The organism is Streptomyces sp. CC0208 (assembly GCF_003443735.1).
Lineage (GTDB): Bacteria > Actinomycetota > Actinomycetes > Streptomycetales > Streptomycetaceae > Streptomyces > Streptomyces sviceus.
Genome location: NZ_CP031969.1, coordinates 9152180 through 9175900, shown reverse-complemented (window position 1 = coordinate 9175900; position 23721 = coordinate 9152180). Strand labels below are relative to the sequence as shown.

The 23721-nt window shown below is 69.0% G+C and carries 23 protein-coding genes and 3 pseudogenes; 12 read left to right on the top strand and 14 right to left on the bottom strand.

Annotation, left to right across the window (positions count from 1 at the left end):
* Positions 1 to 89 precede the first annotated feature (89 nt).
* The gene (locus D1369_RS42130; RefSeq protein WP_240436154.1) at positions 90 to 1013 is read right to left on the bottom strand and encodes a hypothetical protein; all 924 of its coding nucleotides are present in this window, start codon (positions 1011 to 1013) and stop codon (positions 90 to 92) included.
* Between the two features lie 367 nt (positions 1014 to 1380).
* On the opposite strand from D1369_RS42130, the gene D1369_RS42125 reads away from it, so the two are divergent.
* The gene (locus tag D1369_RS42125; protein ID WP_158680084.1) at positions 1381 to 2709 is read left to right on the top strand and encodes a hypothetical protein; all 1329 of its coding nucleotides are present in this window, start codon (positions 1381 to 1383) and stop codon (positions 2707 to 2709) included.
* Positions 2710 to 2837: 128 nt separating this feature from the next.
* Here the strand turns inward: D1369_RS42125 and D1369_RS42120 are convergent, their stop codons facing one another.
* From D1369_RS42120 to D1369_RS42110, 3 genes and pseudogenes are all read right to left on the bottom strand, one after another.
* Complete coding sequence (locus D1369_RS42120; RefSeq protein ID WP_007379156.1) at positions 2838 to 3314, bottom strand: hypothetical protein; 477 nt, start codon at positions 3312 to 3314, stop codon at positions 2838 to 2840.
* Positions 3315 to 3564: 250 nt separating this feature from the next.
* Positions 3565 to 3678: pseudogene (locus D1369_RS42115) on the bottom strand (DUF5063 domain-containing protein); the annotation flags it as partial.
* Positions 3679 to 3912: 234 nt separating this feature from the next.
* Entirely contained in the window at positions 3913 to 4683 is a 771-nt protein-coding gene (locus D1369_RS42110; protein WP_082319328.1) for a DUF4241 domain-containing protein, read from the bottom strand.
* A 99-nt stretch (positions 4684 to 4782) separates the two neighbouring features.
* Between D1369_RS42110 and D1369_RS42105 the strand changes: the two genes are divergently transcribed.
* The gene (locus tag D1369_RS42105; protein WP_272920835.1) at positions 4783 to 4989 is read left to right on the top strand and encodes a hypothetical protein; all 207 of its coding nucleotides are present in this window, start codon (positions 4783 to 4785) and stop codon (positions 4987 to 4989) included.
* Between the two features lie 45 nt (positions 4990 to 5034).
* On the opposite strand, the gene D1369_RS42100 is transcribed toward D1369_RS42105, so the two are convergent.
* From D1369_RS42100 to D1369_RS42060, 8 genes are all read right to left on the bottom strand, one after another.
* Positions 5035 to 5745 carry a hypothetical protein gene (locus D1369_RS42100; RefSeq protein ID WP_007379158.1) on the bottom strand — a complete coding sequence of 237 codons (711 nt, stop codon included), beginning with the start codon at positions 5743 to 5745 and terminating at the stop codon, positions 5035 to 5037.
* A gap of 377 nt (positions 5746 to 6122) precedes the next feature.
* On the bottom strand, positions 6123 to 6314 hold the full coding sequence (locus D1369_RS42095) for a hypothetical protein (RefSeq protein ID WP_240436153.1): 192 nt from the start codon (positions 6312 to 6314) through the stop codon (positions 6123 to 6125).
* Between the two features lie 486 nt (positions 6315 to 6800).
* Complete coding sequence (locus tag D1369_RS42090) at positions 6801 to 7610, bottom strand: hypothetical protein (RefSeq protein ID WP_158680086.1); 810 nt, start codon at positions 7608 to 7610, stop codon at positions 6801 to 6803.
* Positions 7611 to 7630: 20 nt separating this feature from the next.
* Positions 7631 to 8341, bottom strand: coding sequence for an ABC transporter ATP-binding protein (locus tag D1369_RS42085; RefSeq protein ID WP_240436152.1), 711 nt, complete (start codon positions 8339 to 8341; stop codon positions 7631 to 7633).
* A complete protein-coding gene (locus tag D1369_RS42080) occupies positions 8338 to 10647 on the bottom strand; it encodes a polyprenyl synthetase family protein (RefSeq protein WP_050789632.1) in 2310 nt (769 codons plus the stop codon). Before D1369_RS42080 ends, D1369_RS42085 begins: the two co-directional genes overlap by 4 nt.
* 774 nt (positions 10648 to 11421) lie before the next feature.
* Positions 11422 to 12033 (bottom strand): hypothetical protein, encoded by a 612-nt coding sequence (locus D1369_RS43555; RefSeq protein ID WP_063649533.1) that lies wholly within the window; start codon positions 12031 to 12033, stop codon positions 11422 to 11424.
* A gap of 32 nt (positions 12034 to 12065) precedes the next feature.
* Entirely contained in the window at positions 12066 to 12794 is a 729-nt protein-coding gene (locus tag D1369_RS42065) for a hypothetical protein (protein WP_240436151.1), read from the bottom strand.
* Positions 12784 to 13854: a hypothetical protein gene (locus D1369_RS42060; RefSeq protein ID WP_240436150.1), complete on the bottom strand. Its 1071-nt coding sequence runs from the start codon at positions 13852 to 13854 to the stop codon at positions 12784 to 12786. Before D1369_RS42060 ends, D1369_RS42065 begins: the two co-directional genes overlap by 11 nt.
* A gap of 462 nt (positions 13855 to 14316) precedes the next feature.
* On the opposite strand from D1369_RS42060, the gene D1369_RS42055 reads away from it, so the two are divergent.
* The 3 genes and pseudogenes from D1369_RS42055 (at position 14317) to D1369_RS43545 (ending at position 15968) form a co-directional block, all read left to right on the top strand.
* Complete coding sequence (locus D1369_RS42055; protein ID WP_276147331.1) at positions 14317 to 14886, top strand: NACHT domain-containing protein; 570 nt, start codon at positions 14317 to 14319, stop codon at positions 14884 to 14886.
* Between the two features lie 368 nt (positions 14887 to 15254).
* Positions 15255 to 15449, top strand: a pseudogene (locus tag D1369_RS43550) (UBP-type zinc finger domain-containing protein); the annotation flags it as partial.
* A 90-nt stretch (positions 15450 to 15539) separates the two neighbouring features.
* Complete coding sequence (locus tag D1369_RS43545) at positions 15540 to 15968, top strand: DUF427 domain-containing protein (RefSeq protein ID WP_237557733.1); 429 nt, start codon at positions 15540 to 15542, stop codon at positions 15966 to 15968.
* 131 nt (positions 15969 to 16099) lie between these two features.
* On the opposite strand, the gene D1369_RS42045 is transcribed toward D1369_RS43545, so the two are convergent.
* Complete coding sequence (locus D1369_RS42045; protein WP_118083087.1) at positions 16100 to 17098, bottom strand: YdcF family protein; 999 nt, start codon at positions 17096 to 17098, stop codon at positions 16100 to 16102.
* 516 nt (positions 17099 to 17614) lie between these two features.
* Here D1369_RS42045 and D1369_RS42040 point away from each other — a divergent pair.
* The 6 genes from D1369_RS42040 (at position 17615) to D1369_RS42015 (ending at position 21076) form a co-directional block, all read left to right on the top strand.
* On the top strand, positions 17615 to 17845 hold the full coding sequence (locus tag D1369_RS42040) for a hypothetical protein (RefSeq protein WP_007379169.1): 231 nt from the start codon (positions 17615 to 17617) through the stop codon (positions 17843 to 17845).
* A gap of 208 nt (positions 17846 to 18053) precedes the next feature.
* Positions 18054 to 18662, top strand: coding sequence for an IS3 family transposase (locus D1369_RS42035; RefSeq protein ID WP_158680088.1), 609 nt, complete (start codon positions 18054 to 18056; stop codon positions 18660 to 18662).
* Between the two features lie 329 nt (positions 18663 to 18991).
* On the top strand, positions 18992 to 19354 hold the full coding sequence (locus D1369_RS42030; protein WP_007379171.1) for a hypothetical protein: 363 nt from the start codon (positions 18992 to 18994) through the stop codon (positions 19352 to 19354).
* Positions 19351 to 20025 (top strand): class F sortase, encoded by a 675-nt coding sequence (locus D1369_RS42025; protein WP_118083086.1) that lies wholly within the window; start codon positions 19351 to 19353, stop codon positions 20023 to 20025. Before D1369_RS42030 ends, D1369_RS42025 begins: the two co-directional genes overlap by 4 nt.
* A gap of 84 nt (positions 20026 to 20109) precedes the next feature.
* On the top strand, positions 20110 to 20601 hold the full coding sequence (locus D1369_RS42020) for an RNA polymerase sigma factor (protein ID WP_007379173.1): 492 nt from the start codon (positions 20110 to 20112) through the stop codon (positions 20599 to 20601).
* Positions 20585 to 21076, top strand: coding sequence for a hypothetical protein (locus tag D1369_RS42015; RefSeq protein WP_007379174.1), 492 nt, complete (start codon positions 20585 to 20587; stop codon positions 21074 to 21076). The genes D1369_RS42020 and D1369_RS42015 overlap by 17 nt, the downstream gene beginning before the upstream one ends.
* 739 nt (positions 21077 to 21815) lie before the next feature.
* Here the strand turns inward: D1369_RS42015 and D1369_RS42005 are convergent.
* Positions 21816 to 22471 (bottom strand): annotated as a pseudogene (locus D1369_RS42005) (hypothetical protein).
* A gap of 287 nt (positions 22472 to 22758) precedes the next feature.
* On the opposite strand from D1369_RS42005, the gene D1369_RS42000 reads away from it, so the two are divergent.
* Positions 22759 to 23259 carry a universal stress protein gene (locus D1369_RS42000; protein ID WP_037898523.1) on the top strand — a complete coding sequence of 167 codons (501 nt, stop codon included), beginning with the start codon at positions 22759 to 22761 and terminating at the stop codon, positions 23257 to 23259.
* The last annotated feature ends 462 nt before the right edge of the window (positions 23260 to 23721 follow it).

The following is a 23721-nucleotide window of genomic DNA, read 5'->3' as shown; positions in this document are numbered from 1 at the left end:
GACCTCCAGCCCCGCGCCGCACTCGATGCGCCGTGCCGACGGTGCCGGCCTCGGCGCCGACGCCGGGGCGCCTGGACGGCAGGACAAGCTCAGCCGGTCTGCGCGTCCAGCAGGGCGCCCACGTCCGTGGTGTCCCCGGCGGACGGGGTTGTGACGGTGACCGGCTCATTGATCCGGAGGAAGGCGACGGTCATGTCGACGGGATCGCCCACGGTCGGCTCTTCGCCGGCTTTGACGGGCATCTTGTAGGTGGCGCCCCGCATGCGGAACTGCCTGGTGCGCCCGTCGTCGTCGATCCACAGATCCATGATGAGGTTCTTGTCGAGCTCCAGCGCGATGAACTGGTCGAGGCTGCGGGTCTGGCGTTCCCGGCTGGCCTTGTCGGTGGCAGCATCCTGGGCGGCCCGCAATCCGTCGAAGGTGACGGTTCCGCGGTAGTGCGTGGTGCGGGCGCCGAGAATCGTCTCGGCCCCGATCTTCTTCGCGTTCTTGGCGCCGGTCAGCAGCGTGGACTGGACGATCGGGCTGCCCTCGACCTGGTGGGGCAGTACGCCGTAGGACTGGTTGTCCACGGAGATGAGACCCCAGGCCGCCGGCTCGATGCGGAGCCAGCTCTTGCCGTTCAACTTGTCCGGGTCCAGGTTCGCGGATCTCCCCAACTTCCGGATGTCGAGGGCGCCACCGCCGACGTACATCGCCTTGCCAGCGAACCGGATGCTCAGCGGGCCCTTCGCGCGCTGGTCCGCCATGGTCAGTTCCATGGTCATGGACAGCGGCGCCGTGCTCATGGCCGCGTCGACGGTCAACTGGCCCTGATCCGGCACGGATCCGGTGATCCGGTAACGGAGGGACGTGATGTCGGCGGAGTCCTCCGCGGCCTTCGCCACGGCCTCGGAGGGCGTCAGGGCCGGCGCCGACGTCTGCGCGGACTTGCCGGAACTACTCTCGCCACCCGTCCCACAGGCCCCCGCTCCTCCGCCGAGCACCACGCACACGAGGGCTGCACTCGCCACTCTCCGCGACACGGACCGGCGTACGGATATCCCCATGATTTCCCCCGGAAGAAGGTCGGAACAAGAAGCCTGGAACGAGAAATTGACCAGGCAAGGGCGCGAGCGTATCCCGGGGAGGGAGGAGCTGATCCGCCGGATCCCCGCACGTACGGCCGCTCGTACCCACGGGCTCAGGTCAGGGAACGGCCAGAGAGGCCGAAGGCATGGTCGTGACGATGCTGCCCGGGACTCCGGCGGCCTTCAGCACAGCCCGTCGGCGGAGCTCTCGGCACGCCTCCACCAGACTTTCAGCTACAGGCACTCAGCTTGTTCTCTCGATCGATCGTCTGCGGGTTCGGTGTCAGTGCCGCCTGCGAGCATACGGATCATGAAGCGATCGGATGATCTTCTGGTAGGGCTGGACGACATTGACTGGGCAGTCCTGGGGCACGCCTATGGCAGCGCCATGGACGTGCCCGGCCAGCTCCGGGCGGTGTACGGGCCGGATGAGGAGACCCGGGAGAGCGCCTTCCGCAGCCTGTTCGGCAACATCTTCCACCAGGGCACCCGGTACTCGGCCTCTCCGTACGCCGTGCCGTTCCTCGCCCGCATCGCTGTCGCAGGCCCGGCCGACGCCCGGGTCGACGCCCTCATGCTGCTGACCCGTCTGGCCGTTGACTGGCACGACGAATATGACCTCCCGCTTGGTATCGACACCGCCGCGTGGCGCGCCGCAGCCATCAGCCCCGAAGAGACCCTGCGCTGGTATGACGAGCAGATCGTCGCCGAGACCGACGAGGAGCAGCTGAAGGGCTGGCGTGAGGCACGGGCGTACTGCGCGGCCGGGCACCCCGTCGACTCCCGCGAGGGGGCACTGCGCTCCTACGACGCGGTCCGCGCCCAGCTTCCCGCCCTGCTCGCACTGCTCAGCGACCGCGACCTGGAGATCCGCACCAAGACCGCGTACCTCCTGGGCTGGTTCCCCGAGGAGGCCGACTCCACCCTGCCTGCGTTGCTGGCCTGTCTCGACGGTGAGCGGGACCCCGTCTGCGCCGCCACGGTCCTCGTCGCGGTCGGGCTGCTCGCCGACCACGACCCGGACGGCCGACTCCGGCACCACCTCGATCACGAGTACCCCTTGCCGCGCTGGGCCGCCGCCACCGCCCTGACCCGCGTGCTGGTCGCTCACCCGGCCGCCGCACCCAGCCTGCCGCCGGCGCAGCGCATCGCCGCCGAGCTGGCCGCCTTCGGCGCCAGGTCCGCCCCCGAGCCCGCCACCGTCCACCACGACGGTGACCTGCACAGCTACACCGTCCGCAGCCTGCTGCACCTGATGGGCGTCGCCGAGGACCTGGACGGGGTCCTCCTGGAGATCGTCCGCGTCCTGCCCCGTATCAAGGAGACCGCGGTCGTGCCCTGCCCGCTGGCAGCCCGTGCCGGGAACCTGCTGGAAGCCCTGTTCGAACCCGCGGACGCCGTACCGGTGTTCACTGAGCTCTCCCGCGGACGCCGGGAGTTGCTGAGGGTCCTGGCCGAGCTGCTGACCGCCGCGGACTTCCAACCCCTGCCGTTCGGCTCAGACCTCCACGAGCAGTTCACCCGGTACGGCCTCCCCGGCACCCGCCCCGCCCTGCGCGCCTACGTCGGCCTGCCCGCCGAAGGCGAGGGCCCCACCGCTCCCCTCCCCGACCCCTGGGAATCGTTCCGCAACCACTGAGCTTGCCTGCCATGGTGGTCAGCTCCGGGGCTCGACCCGCGTCCTCCCACCCCCAGCGCAGCAGGGCGTTGAGCTGCTCTGATGGAGCTCTCTGCGCATGGCTCCGTCCGCAGTTCCGTGAGCCCTGTTCAGAAGGACCGGTAGATCCCCTCGGGATCATCGTGAGCCCATGCGGCGTACTCCTCGAAGCCCAGGTTGCCGATGCTCAGGTTTGCGTGGACGTCGTGGACCCCCGCGGGGACGGTGCGGAACTCACGGCCGAACTCGGTCAACTGTTCGTAGTCCTCGTCGTCCACGCACTCCTCCCGCGTCAGCGTGGTGACCGCCAGCAGCGCGTGGCTTTCGGCCTGCATGGTTGTTCGGTCGGCGAGGAAGACAACGGCCAGGTTCTGGTCGGCGCAGACCGCATTCAGCGCCTCGTCAACGGTCGCTTCTGCCCAGGCTGGGTTGTCGATGACGTGGACGTGTGCCTCGTACTGCCTGTCCCCCCAGGGCTCCATCAACGCCGCCATCACGTCCTGCCACGCCTGGTCATCGTGGTAATCGGTCCTGACGACCAGGACGTCGAACTCATCACGGCCGGTAATGGCCGGCAACGCTCTCATGGATCCTTCTCCTCGGTGACGACCGGTCAGCCGTGCCCGACTGTCTCACGGGCCGTTGCCGAGGATGCAGGTCCGTAGCAGTCCGAACGAGGCCCGGCCGTAGATACCTCTCTTGCAGGGTTTCACTGGGTCCTGAACAACCAGAACGGCCCGTTCGAGGACGCGTACGTCAAGCTGTGCACCGGATACACCGGCGACTGCAGCAAAGTGCTGGGGCCCGGCTACGGCGAGTACCTGAACCTGACCCCGATCAACTCGATCGTCCTGTACCGGTAATTCCCAGCAGTCCCGCGGTCTCCTCCGCCATCACCCGGCCCGCCTCGAACTCCAGCGTCTCGTCCCCCATGGCCTGGTCGGTGTCGAGGCGCTTGCCGATCCCCGTCTGCGCAGCGGCAGTTGGCGGTTCGAGAACGACGCCCACGGTGCCGAAGCGGATACCGAGGGAGCTCGCCCGAAGGGTGATGGCGCTATTTGAATTTGGTTCTGCCAGCGATCTAGTGAATGCCGAAGTCAGGGCCGTGTCAGGATGCGAGCCCGCAAAAGAGGCAAAGGACACGTCTGCGGTCGGCCCGGCGGAGGACGCGGTGCGCCGGGTGGGCTACGACCGCGTCCGGCAGGCCCGGCTCACACGGGACGTAATCGGCTCGTTATGGAAGAAGGCCGGTCCAGTCGTGACGATCGAGGCGATGCTCCCGGTCTCCGTGCGCCCCAGCCATACGATGGTCCCTCCTCCGGTCGGGAACGTCACGAGGTCGGCTTCGAGAGCCTCGTCGCTCACCCGCTCGAACGACTCGTCCAAAGACTCGGTGGCCCGGGATGCATCCTGCTTGCCCGCATCGACGTCGAGCCAGAACTGGCGGAACGGCTCGGTCAGCGACGGCCAGGCGGTGGCGTCGGCGAAACTCCCCATATTTTCCTCCGAGTCAAAGATCGGCCGCTCACCGGGGACGACTCGCTCGATGCTCTCACCGACACCGAGGGCCGCCTCCCAGCAGGCCACAGGGGCATCGCTGACAAGCAGGCGGACCGCGACCTCCTCGCGACCGTCGAACTGCTCGCCGTTGTACTCGTACGGCGCTTCCGTCCAGGAGACCTGCACCCGGTGAACGCCAGGAGGGATCCGGTCCTTCAGTTCCCGGCCAGCCGGGGTGGGCAACTCCCAGTCGGAATCATCCGGCCAGGGCGAGGCGACGACGAGCCGGCCGCTCGGCACCCGGATCGGGCTCACCTCCGTCACCTCGACGACGTACACGGCTCTCGCCGGATCCTCGGCAGGCGTGCCCACCTGCGCCCCCAGTGTGAACACCGCCCCCAAGTACCGGCTCTCTTCCGGACTTGCCGCCAGACGCTCATCTGCTGTGTATCCCATGGCCGAACGGTATAGAGCCCCACTGACAGAGCCCGAAGTCCGGGATCGCCATTCCGCGAACTCATCCGGCCCGACGTGCTCACCCTCGACGACTTCGCCATGCGCCAGCTGACCGCACCGCAGGCCGACGACCTCTACGAACTCGTCTCCGAGCGGCAAGGCCGATCCCTGATCATCACCAGCAACCGGGCGCCCAGCGACTGGTATCCACGCTTTCCCCAACCCGGTCGTCGCCGAGTCGCTCCTGGACCGGCTGATCAACGCCAGCCACCAGGTCATCATGAACGGCCCCAGCTACCGCCCTGACAAGCGCCCGAAGAACCCCAGCAACAGGAATTGACCCGCGATCAACTACCCGTGCAGCCAGACCCGCAGCGCGCCGGCCGCCTCGAAGCCATGGCGGATAGCGGCATCCAGGTCCGCGCCGTGCGCATAGCCCACTACGGGCAGGGTCGGGAACAGCCGGTGCACTGCGTCCAGCACCACCGGCCAGGCCCGGTCAGCGCCGCCCTCCACCGCGAAGACGTTGGAGACTCCGACCACATGGTCATTGCGGCTCGCCACCGCCCCGGCGGCCACCAGGCCGTCAGCGGAGTGTCCGACGAGCACGGACGTGGCCGGGTCATCGAGCAATTCGGGACGGAAGAGGTCCGCGTTGCCGTCCCCGTCATCCCAGGCAAGGGCCCAGGCCCGCAACATGTCCCGGTCGCTGACCACGTCCCAGGCGGGATCCGGTGAGGTGACCGGCGCGCTCGCCGGACGGTGGATCCACTGCGCGTCGAACAGCACCTTGAAGCCAGCGGCAGCCAGGTCGAGGTCGGCGAAACTGTCCTTGACACAGGCACCGGCACCGGCGGTATCGATCCGGTCCACCAGCGCGGCCGCATCGGCCCCCGGCACCAGCGTCACCGCGTCGGGGTAGTACAGCGGCGGCCGGGCCGAAACGGCCCACGCCTGCACCCCGAACTCGCCCGTCAAGCCGTGCGATCGGCTCATCGCCGCGCACCACTCGGCGTTGTTGCGGGCAGCGGCCGGGATCACGAACTGCTTCATCGCCGTCACGAGCGCGCATCATGGCCTGTTCCGGCCCGGCCCGTCGAACAGTTTCCTTCCGCCACAGGACAGACGCCCACTCACCCCGCCCGGCACCGCAGCCCTGGGGAAATACGTGATCGTCCACACCTCACTGATTTCGCCTCTCACTGAGGCCGTGGCTGCGACCGCACGGCATCTCTCCGAAGGCCGGCGTCGGTGGTGACCTGTACGTTGATGCCGGCGTCACCACCACGGCCGTTGACGGCGATCACGCGCCCACTGCCGCCGTCGAACATCCGGAACCGCAGCTCCTCGACAGGACGCTCGAAATTCGGACGGCTCCAGCCTGCCGCGACAGATCTCAAACGATCGGTGCTGACGTTCAGGGGTGTGCTTCGTGGGCCCTACGGCCGGTGAGGCTCCCACCAGGCGCGGCACAGCGCGTGGAACTCCTCCTGGCGTTCGGCAAGGAGGTCCTGGGGCCGCTGCAGGTGGCAGTCCAGGATGTGTACGCCGTCCTGGAAGGGTTCGAACCCGATCCGCTCCCATACGCGGCTCAGTTTGGCGGCGGCTTCGCGATGCTGTCCGTCGGTCATCTCGCGGCCGTCGGCCGATCCGGGCTCGCACGCCACCGCGACACAGTCCTGCGAGAGGCGGCGGATTGCGGCTGTACGCGTCTCAACCTCGACCCGGCTGGCCGCGACTGCGTCCAAGCCATGAAGGACTACAGCGCCGGCTACGTCCAGTGGGAAACGCGCACGCCCGCTATAGCAGCCCCATGCCTCCGCCTCGGCCTGAGGGCACATAGAAGGGAACACGCCCGCACGCCTCGCGAACCGCCGTCGAACGCGACGGTGCCACTACCTCACTGTGCACACCGCAGACTCACGAAGGTTATTTTCCCGGTCGGGGGTGGCGGAGGGCGGTCGGAGGATTTCGTGGGTGTAGGTGGTCCGGTCGGTGGGGGTGTTGAGGGCGATGTCGTCGACGCCGGTCAGGTCGTTGAGGAGACCAGCAAAGCCCTCTACGCAGAGCGCCTCCCGGCTAACTACCGCTTACAGGTCGAAATGGAACGAGAGGTGCTATCGCACTCGAAGCCGGACAGGGTCGCGACGCCTGTTCGCGGGAGTCTGCCGTGGCCCCACGTGGGTGGAAGAGCGGCGGTAGGAATGGGTTCGCAGCGCGAAGATCAGCAGGCCCCCTGCTGCACACCCTATGAACCAGACCAGGCCTCCGGCTAGGTAGCTGCCTGGCCATACGTGAGTGAAGGAGGCGGCGTAGGCGGATTGGGAGGCGGTGTACATCGGTACGTATCGCAGGCCCCATTGGTTGGCGAGGGGGTTCATGCCGGGGTTTTGCAGTGCGGCGTCCATAAGGCTGAGCATGATGATCACGAAGAAGCCCTCGAGCTCGCCGCGGAGTAGGGTGGCCAGCAGGAGCCCGATCCCTCCGTACGCCGTGTTCGCCGCGAAGATAGCCAAAACCAGCGCGCCGAACTGGTCTTGATGCCACGAGAGCTCCAGGAGTCCTGCCGTGTACACGGCGAGGACGGCGGCGACGACAACGAGAGCGAAGACCCTGCCCGCCATCAGGTAGCGGCGCGGGAACCCGGCCAGGACGAGACGGCGGTCGAGGGGACCGGACTTGAACGCCTCCATGAACATCATGAATCCGGTGATCACCGTCACCGCATTCAGGGCACTGTTGACCTGCGTCACACGATTGTTGCTGGCGGCGATGATCCCGCCCGCGGCGTGTTCATGGAAGTGCAGCGTTGCGCCGTACGCACACGCGCGTACTACGAGGATCCACGTGGGGACGAACGTGATGGCCAGCACCAACGCCAGCCGGTTGCGGAGGTGAGCGGCGACGGTGAACCGCAGCGCCGTCAAGCACTTCACAGATCCACGTGTCATGCCGTCGAGACCCCCTGGTGCAGCTTGCCGTCGCGCAATTCGAGGACGGTGTCGAAATGTGCCAAGTCATGGATCAGGTGAGAGACGACGACGATGGACTGGCCGCGTTCCTTAAGGTGCCGGGCGAGCTCCCAGAACCGCTCGTGGGTGTGCCAGTCGAAGCCCTGGTAGGGCTCGTCCAGGACCAGCAGCGGAGGATCGTGCATCAGGGCCAGGACCAGATTGACCTTCTGCTGGGTTCCGCCCGACAGTGTCCCGACTCGCTGCTCGAGCGGCTCGGCGTAGCCGAGTATGGCCAGCAGCTCCCGGGCTCTCTTCACGTCCGCCAGCTCGTGGGCGACCCTGAAGAGTTCTAGGTGCTGGGCCACGCTCAGCAGTGGATTGACCACGGCTTCCTGCGGGCAGTACCCCGCCTCGCCGACCCGGTTGACCTTTCCTCGATCTGGTACCAACTCGCCGATCACGGTGCGGAGCAGAGTGGTCTTGCCTGCCCCGTTCTCGCCCACGATGCCCACCAGGGCGCCCGCCGGCACGACGAGATCGACACCGCGCAGTACCGGTCGGCGCCCGTAGGACTTCCAGACCTCTTCCAGCGTCAACCGGGCCCCGCGTCCCGATGCGCCCGTGGCTGGCTTCCCTTCGGTGCTCCCCACGCTGGATTTACCGTGCGATGCGGTGACAGGATCGTCGGCCGGCGTGCTGGTCACCGCGCGTCCTCTTCGGCGTCCGGACCGGCCTGGTCGGGGATCCGCTGGGCGGCGTACCAGCCCAAGGCACAGATCAGCGCCTTGTGCTGCGTGGGTGGCAGGACAGGCGCCAGTGCAGCCCAGGCACGAGTCATCATGTCGTGGGTGTCTTCCAGGCAGATCTGCGGAGATCCGCTGTGGGTCAGGAGTTCGGCGGCCTGGGCGGCTCCCGCGGGTGTACGCAGGCGCAGGGCGTCGCGCAGCCGGAACCGGTCCGCCTGGTCCAGCCGCGCGACGGCATGGGCGACGGGGTAGGTGACCTTGCCGTTGAGGAGGTCCTCTGCCGGACGCTTGGCCGTCCGGCCCTGACGACGGTCCTGGGCTGTGCTCACCCCGTCCAAGTCTGCGACGTCGTCGCTGATCTGGTAGACGATGCCGACCGTTTCGAAGTAGTCGCCGACGGCCCGGATCTGAGCCTCATCGGCGTCGGCCAGCACCGCCGCGACCTCGGCGATGCAGCGAACCGGCACGCCGGACTTCAGCCGGTGCGTGGTGCGAATGTCCGCGAGCAGCTGACGGTTGTCGCCGGTGGTGACGGCATGATCAAAGGCCGCTTGGTGCGAGGAGAGGTCCAGCGCCTGGCCCGCATGCCCTGCGCGTAAGGCGCGCAGGCACAGCTGGTATACGCGCAGCATGGTGGCCGGATCGTGCTGGGGGATGCGCTGCAGGAGAGGCTCGAAGGCGAAGAAGGCTGCGGTTCCTGCAGTGATGGCAGCCGGGGTCCCGATGACTTCGTGGACGGTGGCGCGGCCGCGCCGCAGCGGGGAGCCGTCCTGAATGTCGTCGATGATCAGCGAGGCGGTGTGCAGCAGCTCGGTCAGGGCGGCCAGGGGCCGGTAGGGTTCCGGGTCGGCGCCGAACAGACACAGGACGGACAGGGCCGTGTATGGCCGCCAGGCCCGGCCAGGTGCGTCAAGGAGCATGCGCACCGGCTGCACGAGCGATTCGTGGAGCCGGTCCTGCGTCGAAGTATCGAGTGGCGGGCCCTGCTCAGTACCGGTCACCGCTGCCAGTGCGCTCCTGGGACTGCTCGGGTAGACGGCGGCGGCCTCGTCGCGGGCGATGGCAAAGGCGCGACGCGTGACGCTGCTGATGTTGTCGATGGTACCGACCGGGAGTGTCTGCAGGAACGCCTGGCCGCGGACAGGAGTCCCGCCCATGGTGCCCGTTACGATCGCCGGGCTCTCCCACCATCCGCTGCCGGCGATGAGGGTGCGGATCTCGTGTCCGTCGGCAGGTCCGGTGACTTCGAGGTCCATGTCGAGTGCTGGGATGCGAAAGCGGACCGCGGTGGGGAACGTGTTGAGCGTGGCTGCGGACGTCCAGTGACGCAGGGGCTGCCAGATCATTTCATGATGGGCGACGCTCCCCTCCGGGGCGACCGCTGTGGCTACGATGACCTGGTCCCGCTGTGAGCCGGTGACGACGTCTGCCACGTACTTTTGCAGAGCACTGATCTCCCAGCCATTGTCCAACTGGACGCCGGCCCATTCCCACGAAAGGTCACCCGCGCTTTTGCGACGTTCGGTACGTCCCATCGCGCCACCCCAGGTGTTTTCGAACCACGCCTGCCCCTGCATAGCGACCTGCTCGCCAGTCGCATAGGTCACTGTTCCCTGCGCATCCAACCGCGGCAAAATGCGTGTGGTCTGCGTGTCTCCTCCGTCGGGAAACCGCCCGCTCATTTGGCCGTGTTCGTGGAACTGCGCCACAGAGGGCTTCTTCGGAATGAGTTCAAGGTCAAGCTGCGGCAGTCCCCCACCGTGGAAGCTCAGGCGGTAGCCCCCGCTCTCGCTGCGAAAAAGCGCCCCCAACTCCCCCAGAGCGATATCCAGCACGGTGTCACTGCTTCGCACCGGCTCCTCGATGAGCCGGTCGGGCAGCGGCACGCCCTCAGCGAGAACCTCCAAGAGAGCAGCCCGCAACTGAGTGTCCTCAACCAGATCACCACTGTGCGCATCCCGCAGTACGCCGAGGCCGGCCGGACTCACCCAGCTTCCCGAGAACACGCCTGGATCCCCGTCGCAGGTGAACGCGCAGAAGTACCCTGGCTCGGCTCCCGGGTCGTGCAGTGCCTCATGCCGGATGATGATGATCATCCAATGGGCTTCCCGGCCGTCAGCACCGCTCAGATGCCCGTTGAGATACCACCATTCGAGGCCTGCAGAAGGATGCGGCGTGCCGAAAGGCGTCGGACGGGTGACCGGCTCCGCGGAGGGAGAGGGCACACGGGTACCTGAGGATGAAAGACCTGCGGAGATCGTCACAGCGTCAAGCTAAGGCGCTCCGAACCAGACTCGCCCAGGCGGACCACCGCGATCACCTGATCGAGTGGCCCGGCGGGCATCGAACCCACCCTCACTGACATGACGGAAGCAGTGACGTTGGCCGTTAGGGCAGGCACCAGGCGGAGGCGGCAGGGATCTCGGTCAAGTCGACTGGGCCGCGGGCGCGACGCGCCAATGGGCACAGTGGATGGCAGGTGGCAGCGGGGACCAGTTCTCGCGCGACTTGGAGCAGGTTGTCCGGCCCTGGCTCATCGACCTCATATGGCCAGCTCCCGTCGAGAGTCCAGAGTCGTGAAGGCGACGAGTAGGTCCTGCAAGATCGTTCGAGGATGACGGATGTGTCGGCCGGTGCGCGGCTGACGGCGATGAGCTTGGCGACGTCGGCCCTGTACCAGGGCCCGTTCCAGCGGCCTGGCTGCGTGCTGTGGCTCATCGGGCGCGTGTGCCGCGCCGTACCATCCCGCTCAACTGCGTTCTTCTGGCGCTCTTCCAGTCGCAGTGCGGTTCACCGGCCAGGCTCGTACGGCGGGATGGTCCAGCGCAGTACCGCTGCGCCCGCGCGGGCTTCGAGTGTGGCGGGGTAGACCTGACCGTAGGCCCGTTCTCCGCGGTGGCGCATGGAGTGATCCCCGGGATCCCAGCCCAGGCCGAGGACTTGGCAGGCGTCGAGGTCGATGGTGCCCGCGAGCAGTGGGTGGCCCCATCCGGCCCGGGTGAGTCGATGGAAGTCGGTGTGGGCGTCGACGGCGACCCTCAGGCCGTTGCCGGGTCCTTCGCGGGTCCAAGCCCGGAGCCGTTCGGCGACAGCTTCGGCCTCGTCCAACGGGAGGTCGAGCCATCCGCGCGGGCCGTGTCCGCTGTGCGGTCGCCACCGAACTGGGCATGGACGGTGTCTGCGTACTTGCCCCAGTAGGTGACGTCCGCCAGGCCGTCGGTGGACTGGCCCAGGCCGGTGAAGCCGTCCAGCGCCCGGGCGTCGCCGAGAACCATGCCGCACCGGTCGACAGGCAGGTCTCCGAGCTGCACGGGCTCGCGGCCATCGGGGTTGGGCCAGGGCAAGCCGAGCTCTACCTCCAGGACGGCGATCGTCGGTGCCCCGTCGAAGGGTGAGGCTGAGGTCCGGGCCCGAACCTGCAAGGGCTGGTCGGCGGCTGCTGCCACGGCGATCGCCTCGCACATCCAAGCGGATGGCTCGGTGTCTTCAGGTCCGTGCAGGTGACCGCCGCCGCCGGCTATTGCGGCCCGGGCCCGCTCGGACAGTGGCCCCCCGACCTGCGGCCAGTAGTCGATCCAGCCCGCCATCCCCAGCACGAGCATCCCGGAGGGCGCGTTGACGGTGCCAAGGTCCACACCGGTCTCAGTCATCTCCTGATTCAACAGGCTCGGAGCCGAAAGGATCAAGGTGTCGTGGCGTCCGACGTCCGTGTGGAGCTGCCATGCTGCGGGGCGCGCCGGTATCCGCCGGAACGTCCGCCGTTCTGGGTGGATGGACCGTGGTGTGGATTCCCCTGTTCCGGCGGGTGGTTCGGCTGTTCGTGCCGGTTGCTACCGGAGTTCGACGGAGTAGGAGCCGCCGGTGAACTGCCAGCCGTCGGTGCCTTCGCCGAGTCCTCGACGATGACGTCGTCGATGAAGTGGTCCTCGAACTCGTCGTCGGTGAGTTCACCGGCGAGCCAGAGCTCCTCGATCGCGTCCCAGTAGCCGCGGCTGCCGTCGATGCGCAGGGGTGCGGCGTCTGCGGTGCCGCGTTCGCGTTCGTCGTCGCCAGTCGTAACGACACCGCTGATCTCGTACTGGCCCCGCTTGATGTGCCGGGGGATGGGGTCGGCGGGCACGATGGCGACGTTCTCGTACGCGGTGTGGATGAGGTCGCGGTAGTTGCGGCGGATGTTGTACTCGGCGTCGGACAGCCAGTTGATGAGGGTTTTGGTCGTCACGTTCAGGCCGGCGTCGGCGAGGGCTTGCTGCCCGCGGTGGGGCGCGGTGAGCTGGGAGAGCTGGGCGTGCCAGTGCTTGGCGTTGTAGGAGGACAGCCGGTGGCGGGGGGTGACCTGGGAGCGCAGCAGGTCGTTGAGGAGGCGCCGAGGGAGGTGCCGCGTCCGGTGGGTCCGGCCATCAGTCGTCACCTCCGAGGATGGTCTCGCCGGCCTGGACGAACTTGCTCTTGACTTCGCCGAAGCCGGTCCCGATCCGGTAGGTGGACGGCGGGGTGTTGGGTGGGGTCCAGAAGATGGCCTGGTCGACGTTGCGCAGCGCGACGAGGGTGTGGCCTTCCTGGACGGCCTTGAAGGCGACGGTCCAGTGCCTCACGGAGGCCTCGGCGACCATGCTCACGCGCCAGTCCGGCCGCCAGAACGGGGATCGCTGGGAGGGGCGCTTGGGCCACAGCAGGCGCAGCGCGATGGACAGCCGGGTCTTGTAGGCCTTGTAGGGGTCGCCGCGGATCTGGACGAGTTCGGTGCGTGCCTTGCGGGTGGCTTCGTAGAACGGCTTGAACAGCGACTCGTTGGCCTTGCCGGTCCAGGAGTCGTGGATGGTCGGCATCGCGTCGAGGTGGTTGTCCCTCACGAGTTTCACCAGTTGCTTGATGTGGGGGGTGGTGACCCACGCTCGGCCGTCCTCGTCGGGCCGGTCGGCGATCCGCCCCAGGGGGTGCGGCATGTCGGTGCGCGTCCAGGCGGGGATGTCGATGAGGTAGATGCCGGCTGCGGCCTTGTCGTACGCGTCGAGCGGGCCGGTGTGCAGGAGCTTGTTCGGGGCGAGCGGGACGGCCGAACAGGCGGAGGGGAAGCTGCCGTTGCGGTCGATCAGGCACAGCACGCCCTCGCCGAACGAGTCGGGTACGTCGAGCTGGTCGCGGCGCACGCGCCTGCCGTTCGCCCGGATGTGGGGAACGCGGGTGGCGGTGACGTCGGGGTGGACCCAGCGGGGCTCGCCGTCCATGTGCTCGCTGATCAGCGGCCACGGGCCGCTGTCGCGCTCCTCTTTGCGGATGACGCGGATCGGGTGCATCTTCGAGCGGCCGACCGAGTCCTTGAGGATCTTCAGGGCGGGGAAGACATGGCCCTCGGGCTCGTCCTCCTCATCCTCCGGCGCCAGACCGTCCTCGCCGTCCTCGTCGTCTGGACGACGTCCAGGCGGTCCGTCTCGGGCCGGAGGAACTGGCGCACCGCCTGAAGGCAGCACGCCCGGACGCCACGCGCGACCTGTCCGCAGATGCCACCGCTCTCTACGACAGCCTCCTCGATCTGAGCTGTCTCCACATCCTGCACTTCTTCACTCAACGCTCGACCTTCATCGCCAATGCTCTGGTGGCCCAGACCCGCATGCTTGACGAGACACTGCGCACGCTAGACGCTCTCGTGGACCGCATTCCGCATCCCGGCAGCGCCGACGAGGAATTCGAGACCCGCTATCTGGCGCACATCGAACGCAAGTATGGCAAGCTCAACATTTTCGGCCTCGACCTGAGCGACCCCAACCGAGCTCGCTGGCCACTGGACACCGCCTATTTGAACCTCGAACTGGCCTCGCAACGTGCCGGAGCCTCGCCATCGGCGAACCGTCGGCGGGTAAAGGAAGCCCTTTCCGACTGCAACCGGGCGATGCTGCGGGGAATGGCGGGATCGGGCAAGACCCCCTGCTGCAGTGGATGGCCGTCTCCTCTGCACAAGACGCCTTCCCGAAGGGCTGGCGGAATTGCGAGGCCGCGTACCGTTCATGCTCCCCCTGCGCGCACTCGCCCAACACACAGGGCTGCCACGTCCCGAGGAATTCCTCGGCGCAGCGGGCAATATACTGCACGCTCTCCAGCCGGAGCACTGGGCTGACCGAGTGCTCGCAAGCGGCCGCGGCATGGTCCTCATCGACGGCGTGGACGAAGTATCCGAGAGCGAACGACCCGTAGTGCGGCGCTGGCTGCATGATCTCGTCGACCTTTACCCCGGGACCTTCTTCCTCGTCACGTCCCGCCCATCGGCCGTGGGCACACACTGGCTGGCGGAGCTCGACTTCGCCGAGTTCAACCTGCTCCCGATGACCCGCCATAACGTCGACCGATTCGTCCATCGGTGGCATGCGGCTGTCCTGACGTCGGTCGATGAACCCGAGGAACGACAGGCTGTGGAGCGCTGCCGGGACGCCTTGAGCACCACGCTTCGGCCGGGAGGAGCGGGCGCTGAGTCGGCCTCGTGCGCCGTTGCGTCCTCCACGCTATGACTTCGAGCGCGCTCCATGGCAAGTGTGAGGTGAGGAAGACCTGGCTGCCGGTTCCCTCCCAGACGATGGTGACCGTGGCCCCTTCCCGGTGGCGCACACCTCCGGCGTGGTGAGCCGACCCGGCGGGAGGCGTACCGGGCGGCGTGCATCTCCCGCGCGGTGTCGCGGCGAAACAGGGAGGAGAACGAGGACCACACAGGAGAGAGCGTGAGCTACACGAGCGTGGGCCGGGGCGCAGTGATGCCGAGAAGCGCGATGCCGACCGCACAGGCCGGTGATCACCGATGACGAGATGGACGCCCCGGCCCGATGGCGGCCGGCCCTCAGGGAAACCGTGCTCCCACACCTGGACGGCGGACCCACCCCCGCTGAGTGAGACGTGCGCGTCCTGCGCGGCGAGCGGACGCGCACCGGCCGACCTGCTGCTGTGCCTGACCTGCGGCCACGTGGGCTGCAGCGACAGCTCTCGTGGCGCTCACGCCACGGCCCACTTCGACTCCAGCGCACACCCGGTGGCACGCACCCTGGCACGCGACCGGGACTGGGCCTGGTGCTACGAGGACGAGGCGTATCTGGGCCCGCTGGAAGATCCCCTGCCGCGTTCCGCCTCGCGGACGCCCGAGTCGGTCTGGGACTACCCGCGGCCGCCCGTCATGCGGGAGGACGACCGTGACGTGCGGGTGGAGTGCGCCGGGCAGGTGGTGGCCGAGACCCGCCGGGCCGTGCGGATACTGGAGACCAGCCATCCCCCCGTGTTCTACATCCCTCCGCAGGACGTCCGTACGGCGCTCCTGTTCCCGGCGGTCTCGGGCCGGACCTGGTGCGAATGGAAGGGACCGGCCCAGTACTGGGACGTCATCGTGGGAGACGACGTACGCGCTCGCGCCGCTTGGAGCTATCCCCGTCCCGAGCCCGGCTACGCACCCCTCGCCGACTTCTTCGCCTTCTATCCCAGCCGCATGGACCGCTGCACGGTCGACGGAGTGCAGGTCATGGCGCAGGAGGGCGACTTCTACGGCGGCTGGATCACCGCGGAGGTGCGCGGACCGTTCAAGGGCGCCCCGGGAACCCAGCTGTGGTGAGGCGGCGACGGTGGGAGCCGTCGAGGGGCTGCGCGCACCGGTCGGGCGGCCCACCCGGTCCTCTCCCCTCCTCAACCGCACCATGTACGGCGTCTTCGTCAGGACATCTCACGAGGGCTGCCGCCGGCGCTTCAGCGCTCGAATACCGCCGTCGCCACCGGCACCGCCAGCAGCAGGCTGAGTCCGACCAGGGCGAGGCGGTCCAGCCACAGGACAGCAGCGAATTCGCGCAGGGTCGCGGCCAGCCAGTAGGCGGGGGAGGTCGGCGCGCCCACGACGTGCACGGGCACGCCGACGCGGCGGGCCAGCAGGGTCGTGCGGTAGACGTGGAAGCCGCTGGTGACCACCGTGGCACGGTGGCCGGGACTGGTGTTGTCCACGAGGGCCGCGCTGAAACGCAGGTTCTGCCCGGTGTTGACGGAGCGGTCCTCCCGCACGATCCGGTCGGCGGACACTGCGCGTCCGCGTAGATAGTCGGCCATCGCGTCCGCCTCGGAGCGGACCTCGTCGGCGCCCTGGCCGCCCGAGAGGACGAACACCACAGGAGGCGTGTCCGGTGCGCTGGTGGCGTCGATGGCAAGGGCGCGCTCCAGCCTGCGGGTCAGCAGCGGGCCGGGCCGGTCGCCATCGAGCCCGGCGCCCAGGACGACGACATGGGTAGTTTCCGGCAAGGGGGTGCTACGACCCCGGACGAACACGTAGCCGGCGAAGACCATGAAGAGCAGAGCGAGGTACCCCGCGACCGCGTTCACCGCGAGAACGAGGACACCCAACGCCTCGCCGCCGACCGCGCGGAAGACCACGTCGAGGCCGACCACCGCCAGCACCGCGCCGCCGGCGGCCCCGGTCGCCAGCAGGCCCGCCTGCGGTCCGTAGCACCGGACCAGAATGACGCCGTCGGCCAGCAGCAACAGGCCCAGCGCGAGCGCCAGCAGCAGGGCGGCCACGGCGAGGACGGTGGCAATCGTCGGGTGGGCTGCCGCACTGCGACCGGCCACGCCGAGTCCGGCAGAGGTCACCGCGAGGCAGAACAGGACAGCGGCGGAGAACCGGTGCGGCGCCAGCAGGGCGCTGACGCCGCCGCCCGCGGCGAACACGACCGCTGCGAAATACTCCGGGTACTCCGGCACGTGCCCTACCGCTCCGCTCTTCCGTCCGCCGGACCGCTGCCCGCGCCCGCCCGCCTCTCGCCGCCCGCGGGTTCCGAACCCAGGACGGACAGCTGCCGGCCATCCTCCCAGACCTGCTGCGGCACGCCCAACGCGGGCGGGCGCGGTGCGTTCGGCACCACCGGCATGTCATGCGGGTGGTGTCGCCCGGCGCCCGCGCAGGACACGAAGACGGACGATGCGCCCTACGACCCGAGCGGGGCGTCGCTTACGGCAACGCCCGCCGACGGATTGCCTCGGCCGGCGAAGCGTTGCCGGGACCGCCTGTAGCAGCAACGACCCAGCGGCCGATGGCGCCACCGCCCGGCGTCCGCCACCCGGGGCACCCGGCCGGAGCTCGTGCACAGGAGCCTGCGGCCAACTCGATGCGACGGCGGCGGGGTAACGCACCAAAGAGTCCGCCAGAAGGTCGCCAGCGGCGAACTGCCCGTAGGAATACTCTCTTTGGCCGCAGGCCGGAATTATGCCGAGGCATGCATGCGCCGCACCGCAGAACGGCCGGTCACATACGCCGTCGGCATCCCGGTTGACCCGGCTGAGACTCAGGCGGTGCAGGCCGCCCGGAACGGGCGGGTGGTCCTCGACACCAGCGCCGCCGCGACGCTCGCTCTGTTGGAGCAGGGCGTATCCGAGCAACTCGTCGGCCACCCGCAGACAATCACGACAACTGACCAGCTTCTGCCGGACGCACTGCAGGCCAAGGAGTGAATCGCGCTTCGGTCCGACATGACCCCGGCGTGGGACGAGCAGAGTGCCAGTGCCGCTGTTCTGATCTCGACTCCGGAAGAGCTGGCCGCGCTGCGGGCCACTGCCGCGCGTCTGGTGGAGATCATGCAGTCCACCCCTCGGGTTTCACGCCCCGAACTGCGCAGCCTGCCGCGGTTGTCCGGAGGGCGCAACATGGCATGGCAGACGGTTGGAGGCGGCGGGTCTGGAGGGCCGCCACCGCAGGCGACGGCACCTGACCACCGTCCCCGACCCTCACGCCGCCTCCCGGCCCGACCTCGTCCTGCGGCAGTTCGATCCCGACCCGGACGGCGTCGACACCCGCTGGTGCGGCGACATCACCTACGTCCCGACCGAGGAGGGCTGGCTTTATCTGGCCACGGTCATCGACATCGCTTGCCGCCGGGTAATCGGCTGGGCGACGGCCGATCACCTGCGGGCCGATCTGGTCGCCGATGCCCTCACGGCGGCCTGCCGACAGCGTCGTCCCACCCGGCCGGTGATCTTTCACTCGGATCGTGGCTGTCAATACACCAGTCAGCAATTCCCCACCCTGGCAACGGAGTTCGGCGTCCATCTGCCCGTCGGACGCACCGGACAGTGCTGGGACAACGCGCTCGCCGAGTCGTTCTTCGCCACCATCAAACGGGAGTTGCTCGACACGAGAACCTGGCCCAGCCTGGCTGCGGCCCGCACCGCGATCTTCGACTTCGTCGAGGGCTGGTACAACTTGCACCGACTGCACAGCAGCCTCGGCTACCGCAGTCCCGTCGAATACGAGACCGCACTCGCATCCTGACCACCGCACCAATGATGTCCGTCAAAGCGGAGCAAGCTCACTTCTTCCGTCACGCGGGGCCCGGGCTGCTCAACTTCGACTCGGCTCGTCATGAATGAGAGCGGCGAGCGTCCGTGCACTGGGCTGAAGGCCGACGGCAGGCCAACGACATGCCGAATGGCGATCGCACAGTGCGGCAGTGCGCGTCGCGGCGCATCGATGCGCTCGGGCCCGCGTGGCTTTGCCTTCTCTTTGCAACCCGTCTCCCGTCCCGTTCGTCTCTCCGCTCGATCCATGCCACCCACCGCCGGTCCCGCCGGTGGGTCGACCGATGAAAGAGAGAGCGATCCATGCGTCGAACCGGCCTCAGTGCCCTGGCCCTCGCGTGCGCAGCCGTCATGGCGGGCGCGATGCCCGCATTCGCCGACGGGACGTCCGCTTCCCCGAGCACAGCCCCCTCCGCGGCGCCGAGCGCGACCACCGCGCCGACCCGAGCCCCGAGCGAGAGCGCCGAGCCGACCCGGGCTCCGAGCGCGGCTCCCTCGGAGGGTCAGGTCCGCGTCGTCCCCAGCGGCGCCCCGGACACCGGTGAGGTCCCGACCTCCTCGGGCTCCTCCCACGGCGCCCTGATCGGCGGGGGCGCCGCCGCGGTTGTCGTCCTGGGCGGTGGCACGGTCCTGCTGCTCCGCCGCCGGCGCGCGAACGAGGCGTGACCACCGACAGGCCCGGCACCGGGGTGCCGGCCGGGCGGACCTGTCTCCTCCCGGCCGCCGTAGCCGTACGTGCCCTTCTCGTCGCTGCCCTGACCCTTGTGGCGGTGGCCTGTGGTGGGCCCGGCGGCTCGGGTGGGGCGGACACGGGTCGGGCGGGCACGGGCGGTAGTTCCGTCAGTGGTTCGCCCGCCGCCAAGTCCGTCACCACGGTGGGACGTTCGGTGCCCCTCTCGCTGCGCGTGCGGGCCATCGGCGTCGACACGCCGCTCATCCGGCTCGGCCTCGCGAAAGACGGCAGCGTGCAGGTGCCGCCGATCGCCGCGCACGACCGGGCGGGCTGGTACGAGCACTCGCCGACCCCAGGGCAGAAGGGACCGTCGGTGATCCTCGGTCATGTCACGGTCGGCTCCTACGGCGACGGCGTCTTCCGGCACCTCGCGGACCTGCGCAAGGGCGACGAGATCGTGGCCCGTCTTCAGGACGGCACATCCACTGTGTTCGCCGTCACCGAGGTGCGCACGGTCGCCAAGGCCGACTTCCCCACCAAGGAGGTCTACGGCGACGTGGACCGGCCGGAGTTGCGGCTCATCACCTGTGGCGGAGCCCGGACCGGCGACGGCTACCTCGACAACGTGATCGTCTTCGCGGTGCTGCGCTCCGCGAGCCCCTGACGGCGTCCGCGCCCCGGGCCGGCGGGAACCCCGTCTGCCGGCCCGGGGTCTTGCTCCGTGAACGCCACCACCCTATGGAGAACGTTGAAACGGTCCCGCGAGAAGGAAGCGTCCGAGCTGTTCGCCGCCCTCTACCCACGTCTCGCCGGCTGGTGCCGCCGGCTCGTCGACGACGACGGGACGGCCCATGAGATCGCCTCGGAGGCGTTCACCCGGCTGTGGGCCCGCTGGACGGCCGTGGACGAACCGCGCGGCTTCCTCTATGTCACCGCGGCCAACCTGGTCCGGGACCACTGGCGCAAACTGGAGCGCGAGCGCAAGGCGTTACGCCGGGCCACCACCGAGTCCGCGATCGGCCCGACCTCCGAACAGGCGGATCCCTCAGTCCGGTTGCTCGTGCAGTCCCTGCCCGAACGGCTTCGGGTGCCGATCCTGCTCCACTACTACGCCGACATGCCGATCCGGGAGGTGTCCATGCTGACCGGACGAAAGGAGGGCACCGTCAAGGCCGACCTCCACGCGGCCCGTGAACTGCTCCGCGCCCACCTGGGGAGAAGCTTTGATCACACACGCTGAAGAGGGCCCGGACCGCGACCCCGACGACCCGCTCACCGTCCTCCTGCGGCCCCCCTCCGACTACCTCGGCGCACCTCCGGGCCGCTACGAGGCGATCCGCCGCGGTGCAGCCCGCCGCAAGGTGCTGCGCGCCGCCGCCGGAGCCGCCCTGACCGTCGGTGTCGCCGCGCTCGTCGTCCTGCCCCTGCGGCCGTCCGCCTCCGGTACCCATCGCTCCCCGACGATCCCCATGGCTCCGCCCTCGGCGACCATCCCCGTGCCCGAGCGGTCCGCGTCACCCACCACCACCCCGCGCCCGCTTCCCACCGCACGGGAACCCAGCGGCAGCCCGTCGGAGACCGCCCGGCCCACCGAGCCCGCCACCCGTGCCGTCCCCTCGTACTCGTCCCCCTCCCGCCCCGCCGCGTCCCGCTCGTCCGCCACGTCGGCCACCCGGGACCCGGCCGAGCCGTCCGCGGCCCCCACCAGGGGGTGACAGAGGCGTCGTCCGGCGACGATCTGCCGCAGGAGCATCATCCGGCCTACCGCGGGCTCACTCACGCGGCTGGCCGCCCGGGAACTGGTGCTGCCGTGAAGCTCCCGGTGGAACGAAGCCATCTCCACCGCCCTGATCGGCACCTGGCGCGACCCCCTGCTGTCACACCGGCAGCTGCCGGCCACCGCACTGGGGGCACTCCGGGCCGAAGCACGCGCTCTGCACCGGCAGTTGGTGCCGATCTGGCGACGGAAAACCCGGCACGGCCGCATCCGGCGGTCCAGGTGCGGCCAGCCGGCACGCACGGCGCTTAGTTCGGTGAGTTCGACGTTGCCGCCCAAATCGACGGAAACGACTAGCGCGTCAAAGGGCAGGACATCGCCGCCGGGTTGCGGAGCGCGTTCGGCAAGCAGCCAGTGGGCGGCGCCGCAAATGTCGACGGTACTGGTCAGGACGTGGCGGTCATGGTGCGCTTGAGGGAGGTGGGCGTAGGGAACGAGGGCGGTCTGCTGCACGGGTTGGCTCTCCTGAGTGGGCGGTCGGTCACGGCCATCGGGCACTGCGGTGCGGCGACGGCGGTGCGCGAGCGGTGGAGAGCGGAGCGGGGCGCCTAGACGGCACGGCCCTTTCTGGTCGTCATGAGGTGATCGTGGTTGACATCCGACCTGGGAACAAGCCACTTCTTCAGACCTTGCACGGCCCCTGCGCTGTAAGGAGATCCGGAGGGGCTGGCGAGCGGCTAGCCACCGTGGAGGCCCCCTCATCGAGGCCTCCGTAGACGTGAGCCTCAAGGCATTGAGGTGCGTCAAGGCCAACAGCTTCGCCGCGGTAGAGGGCGATCAGCGAGTCCTTGCCTCGCCACCACGTGTCGGGCAGGCCCCGCACTTCAGGTACCGGCTCATACCCGCCGAGATCCAGGGACTCGACGGCCTTGCCTCTGATCTTGGTGACGGTCTTGGCCCAGCGTCCGGCATGGGCAGCGAGCGCCAAGGACTCCACCCATCCGTCCGTGTTGGCGTGCAGGGGCGTCCAGCAGTTGGCATCAATCCCGAACTCGCCTCCAGGTCCGATCATGAATCCGTAGGCCATGGACACCCGCCCGCTCCCGGCCGGGAACGACCAGCCCTTCGTCGCCGAGCCCTCGGGATGGTCGGCGCCCAGGATGCGCGGACCGCCCTCGTAGAACGGAGCCGGTGGCAGGGCAAGGCCGCCCCAGCGGTCCTGAAATTCCATGGCGCGGTCGATCTCCGCTGCGGGAATCCCGCGGCCGACCCAGGCGTCGCGGTGGCGCCGGATGCCCTGCATCGGGACACGAATGCCGCCCACTTCGACAAACCTCTGGGCTCTGCAGCTCAAGCCGGAAGGGGCACTGCGCTCCTCGATCGCGTGCTGCAGCCGTGGTATTCCCGCCGCTTACCGCCCTGGTCTGTCCTGGGGCGCTCCTCCCGGTGCTGCTGGACTTCAACGTCGACCCCTACCTCACCTACGCCGGATCCCCGGCGACGCTGGTATGGCGGCGTACCGTGCGCGAGGGCGACACTGACGGGGAGCTGGGCGAGGTCACCGGGCGTCTGTGCACCGTGCCAGGCGCACGACGGCCTGTTCGGTGGTGACCGTCTGGGCGTGCTGCGCATGATCGGACGTTGGGCAAGTCATTGCGGGAGGCTGGGAGGATCATCCGTATGGCCATCGTCGTCTGGATCGCCGAGGGCACCTGGCCGGCGTGTGTGGATGCCGCCCGCGTGCACGCACCGGAGGAGGCCGACATCGCGCTGCTGCACGTGACCGGACAAGAGGTTGCGGGGGTGGGGCACGGCGCGTTCGCCGGCCTCCTGGGCCGCGGCCGCGCCGAACGCGATCCCGGCATCCAGATGGAGCATCTGGCCGCCGATTCCGCTCGGCAGCTGCTGCAGAAGGCGGCCGACCGTCTCGACCGGCCCTGTACCCGTATCGAGCGCACCGGCCGTGTCGAGCGCGAAGTGGTCGCCGCGGCCCAAGGAGCCGGCCTGCTCATCGTGGCCCGCGACGGTGACCGCAGCCATTTGGGCCCGAAGAGCCTGGGCCCGACCAGTCGGTTCGTCGTCGACCATGCCCCCTGCCCTGTGCTGCTGGTGTGGCCCGAGCACGCCCCCGGCCTGTCCGGCATCCCGCCCTCGCCCCCTCCGCCGCCGCATCACAGGTAGGGACCGCAACGAGGGTGGGGCAGAGCAGGCAGCGACACAGACGGACCCGATGCGCGCCGGCAGAGTCCTGGTCCACTGAGCAGGGCTGCTCGGCACGGAGATAGCGTCGACGTGCCGCACCGTCGGTCCGGAGGTCGTGGCAGTCGACCGGGATCCGCTCGTGGGCCGGGTGCCGGGCGGGATTTCCCCCAGGTGGCAACGAGTGCCGCTCGTGAGCGGGCATGGCGCTGAGGACGGGACCGGCCGGCTTCCGGCCGGTCGGATCGCACGTACTCGAGGGCGTGGATCGTGGCTGGGTCGTCGGCCTCGCGGGCAGTGCGGACGGCCTCTTCGGCGAGCGCGATGCGGTGCGTCCCCGGTTCCACGAAGCCGGCGGCGAGCAACAGCCGTGCGGTGACGGCGGCGCTCCTCCTGGCCCGGACCGCGTACGCGGTGCACGACTCCCTCGGGCTCCAGCGCGCC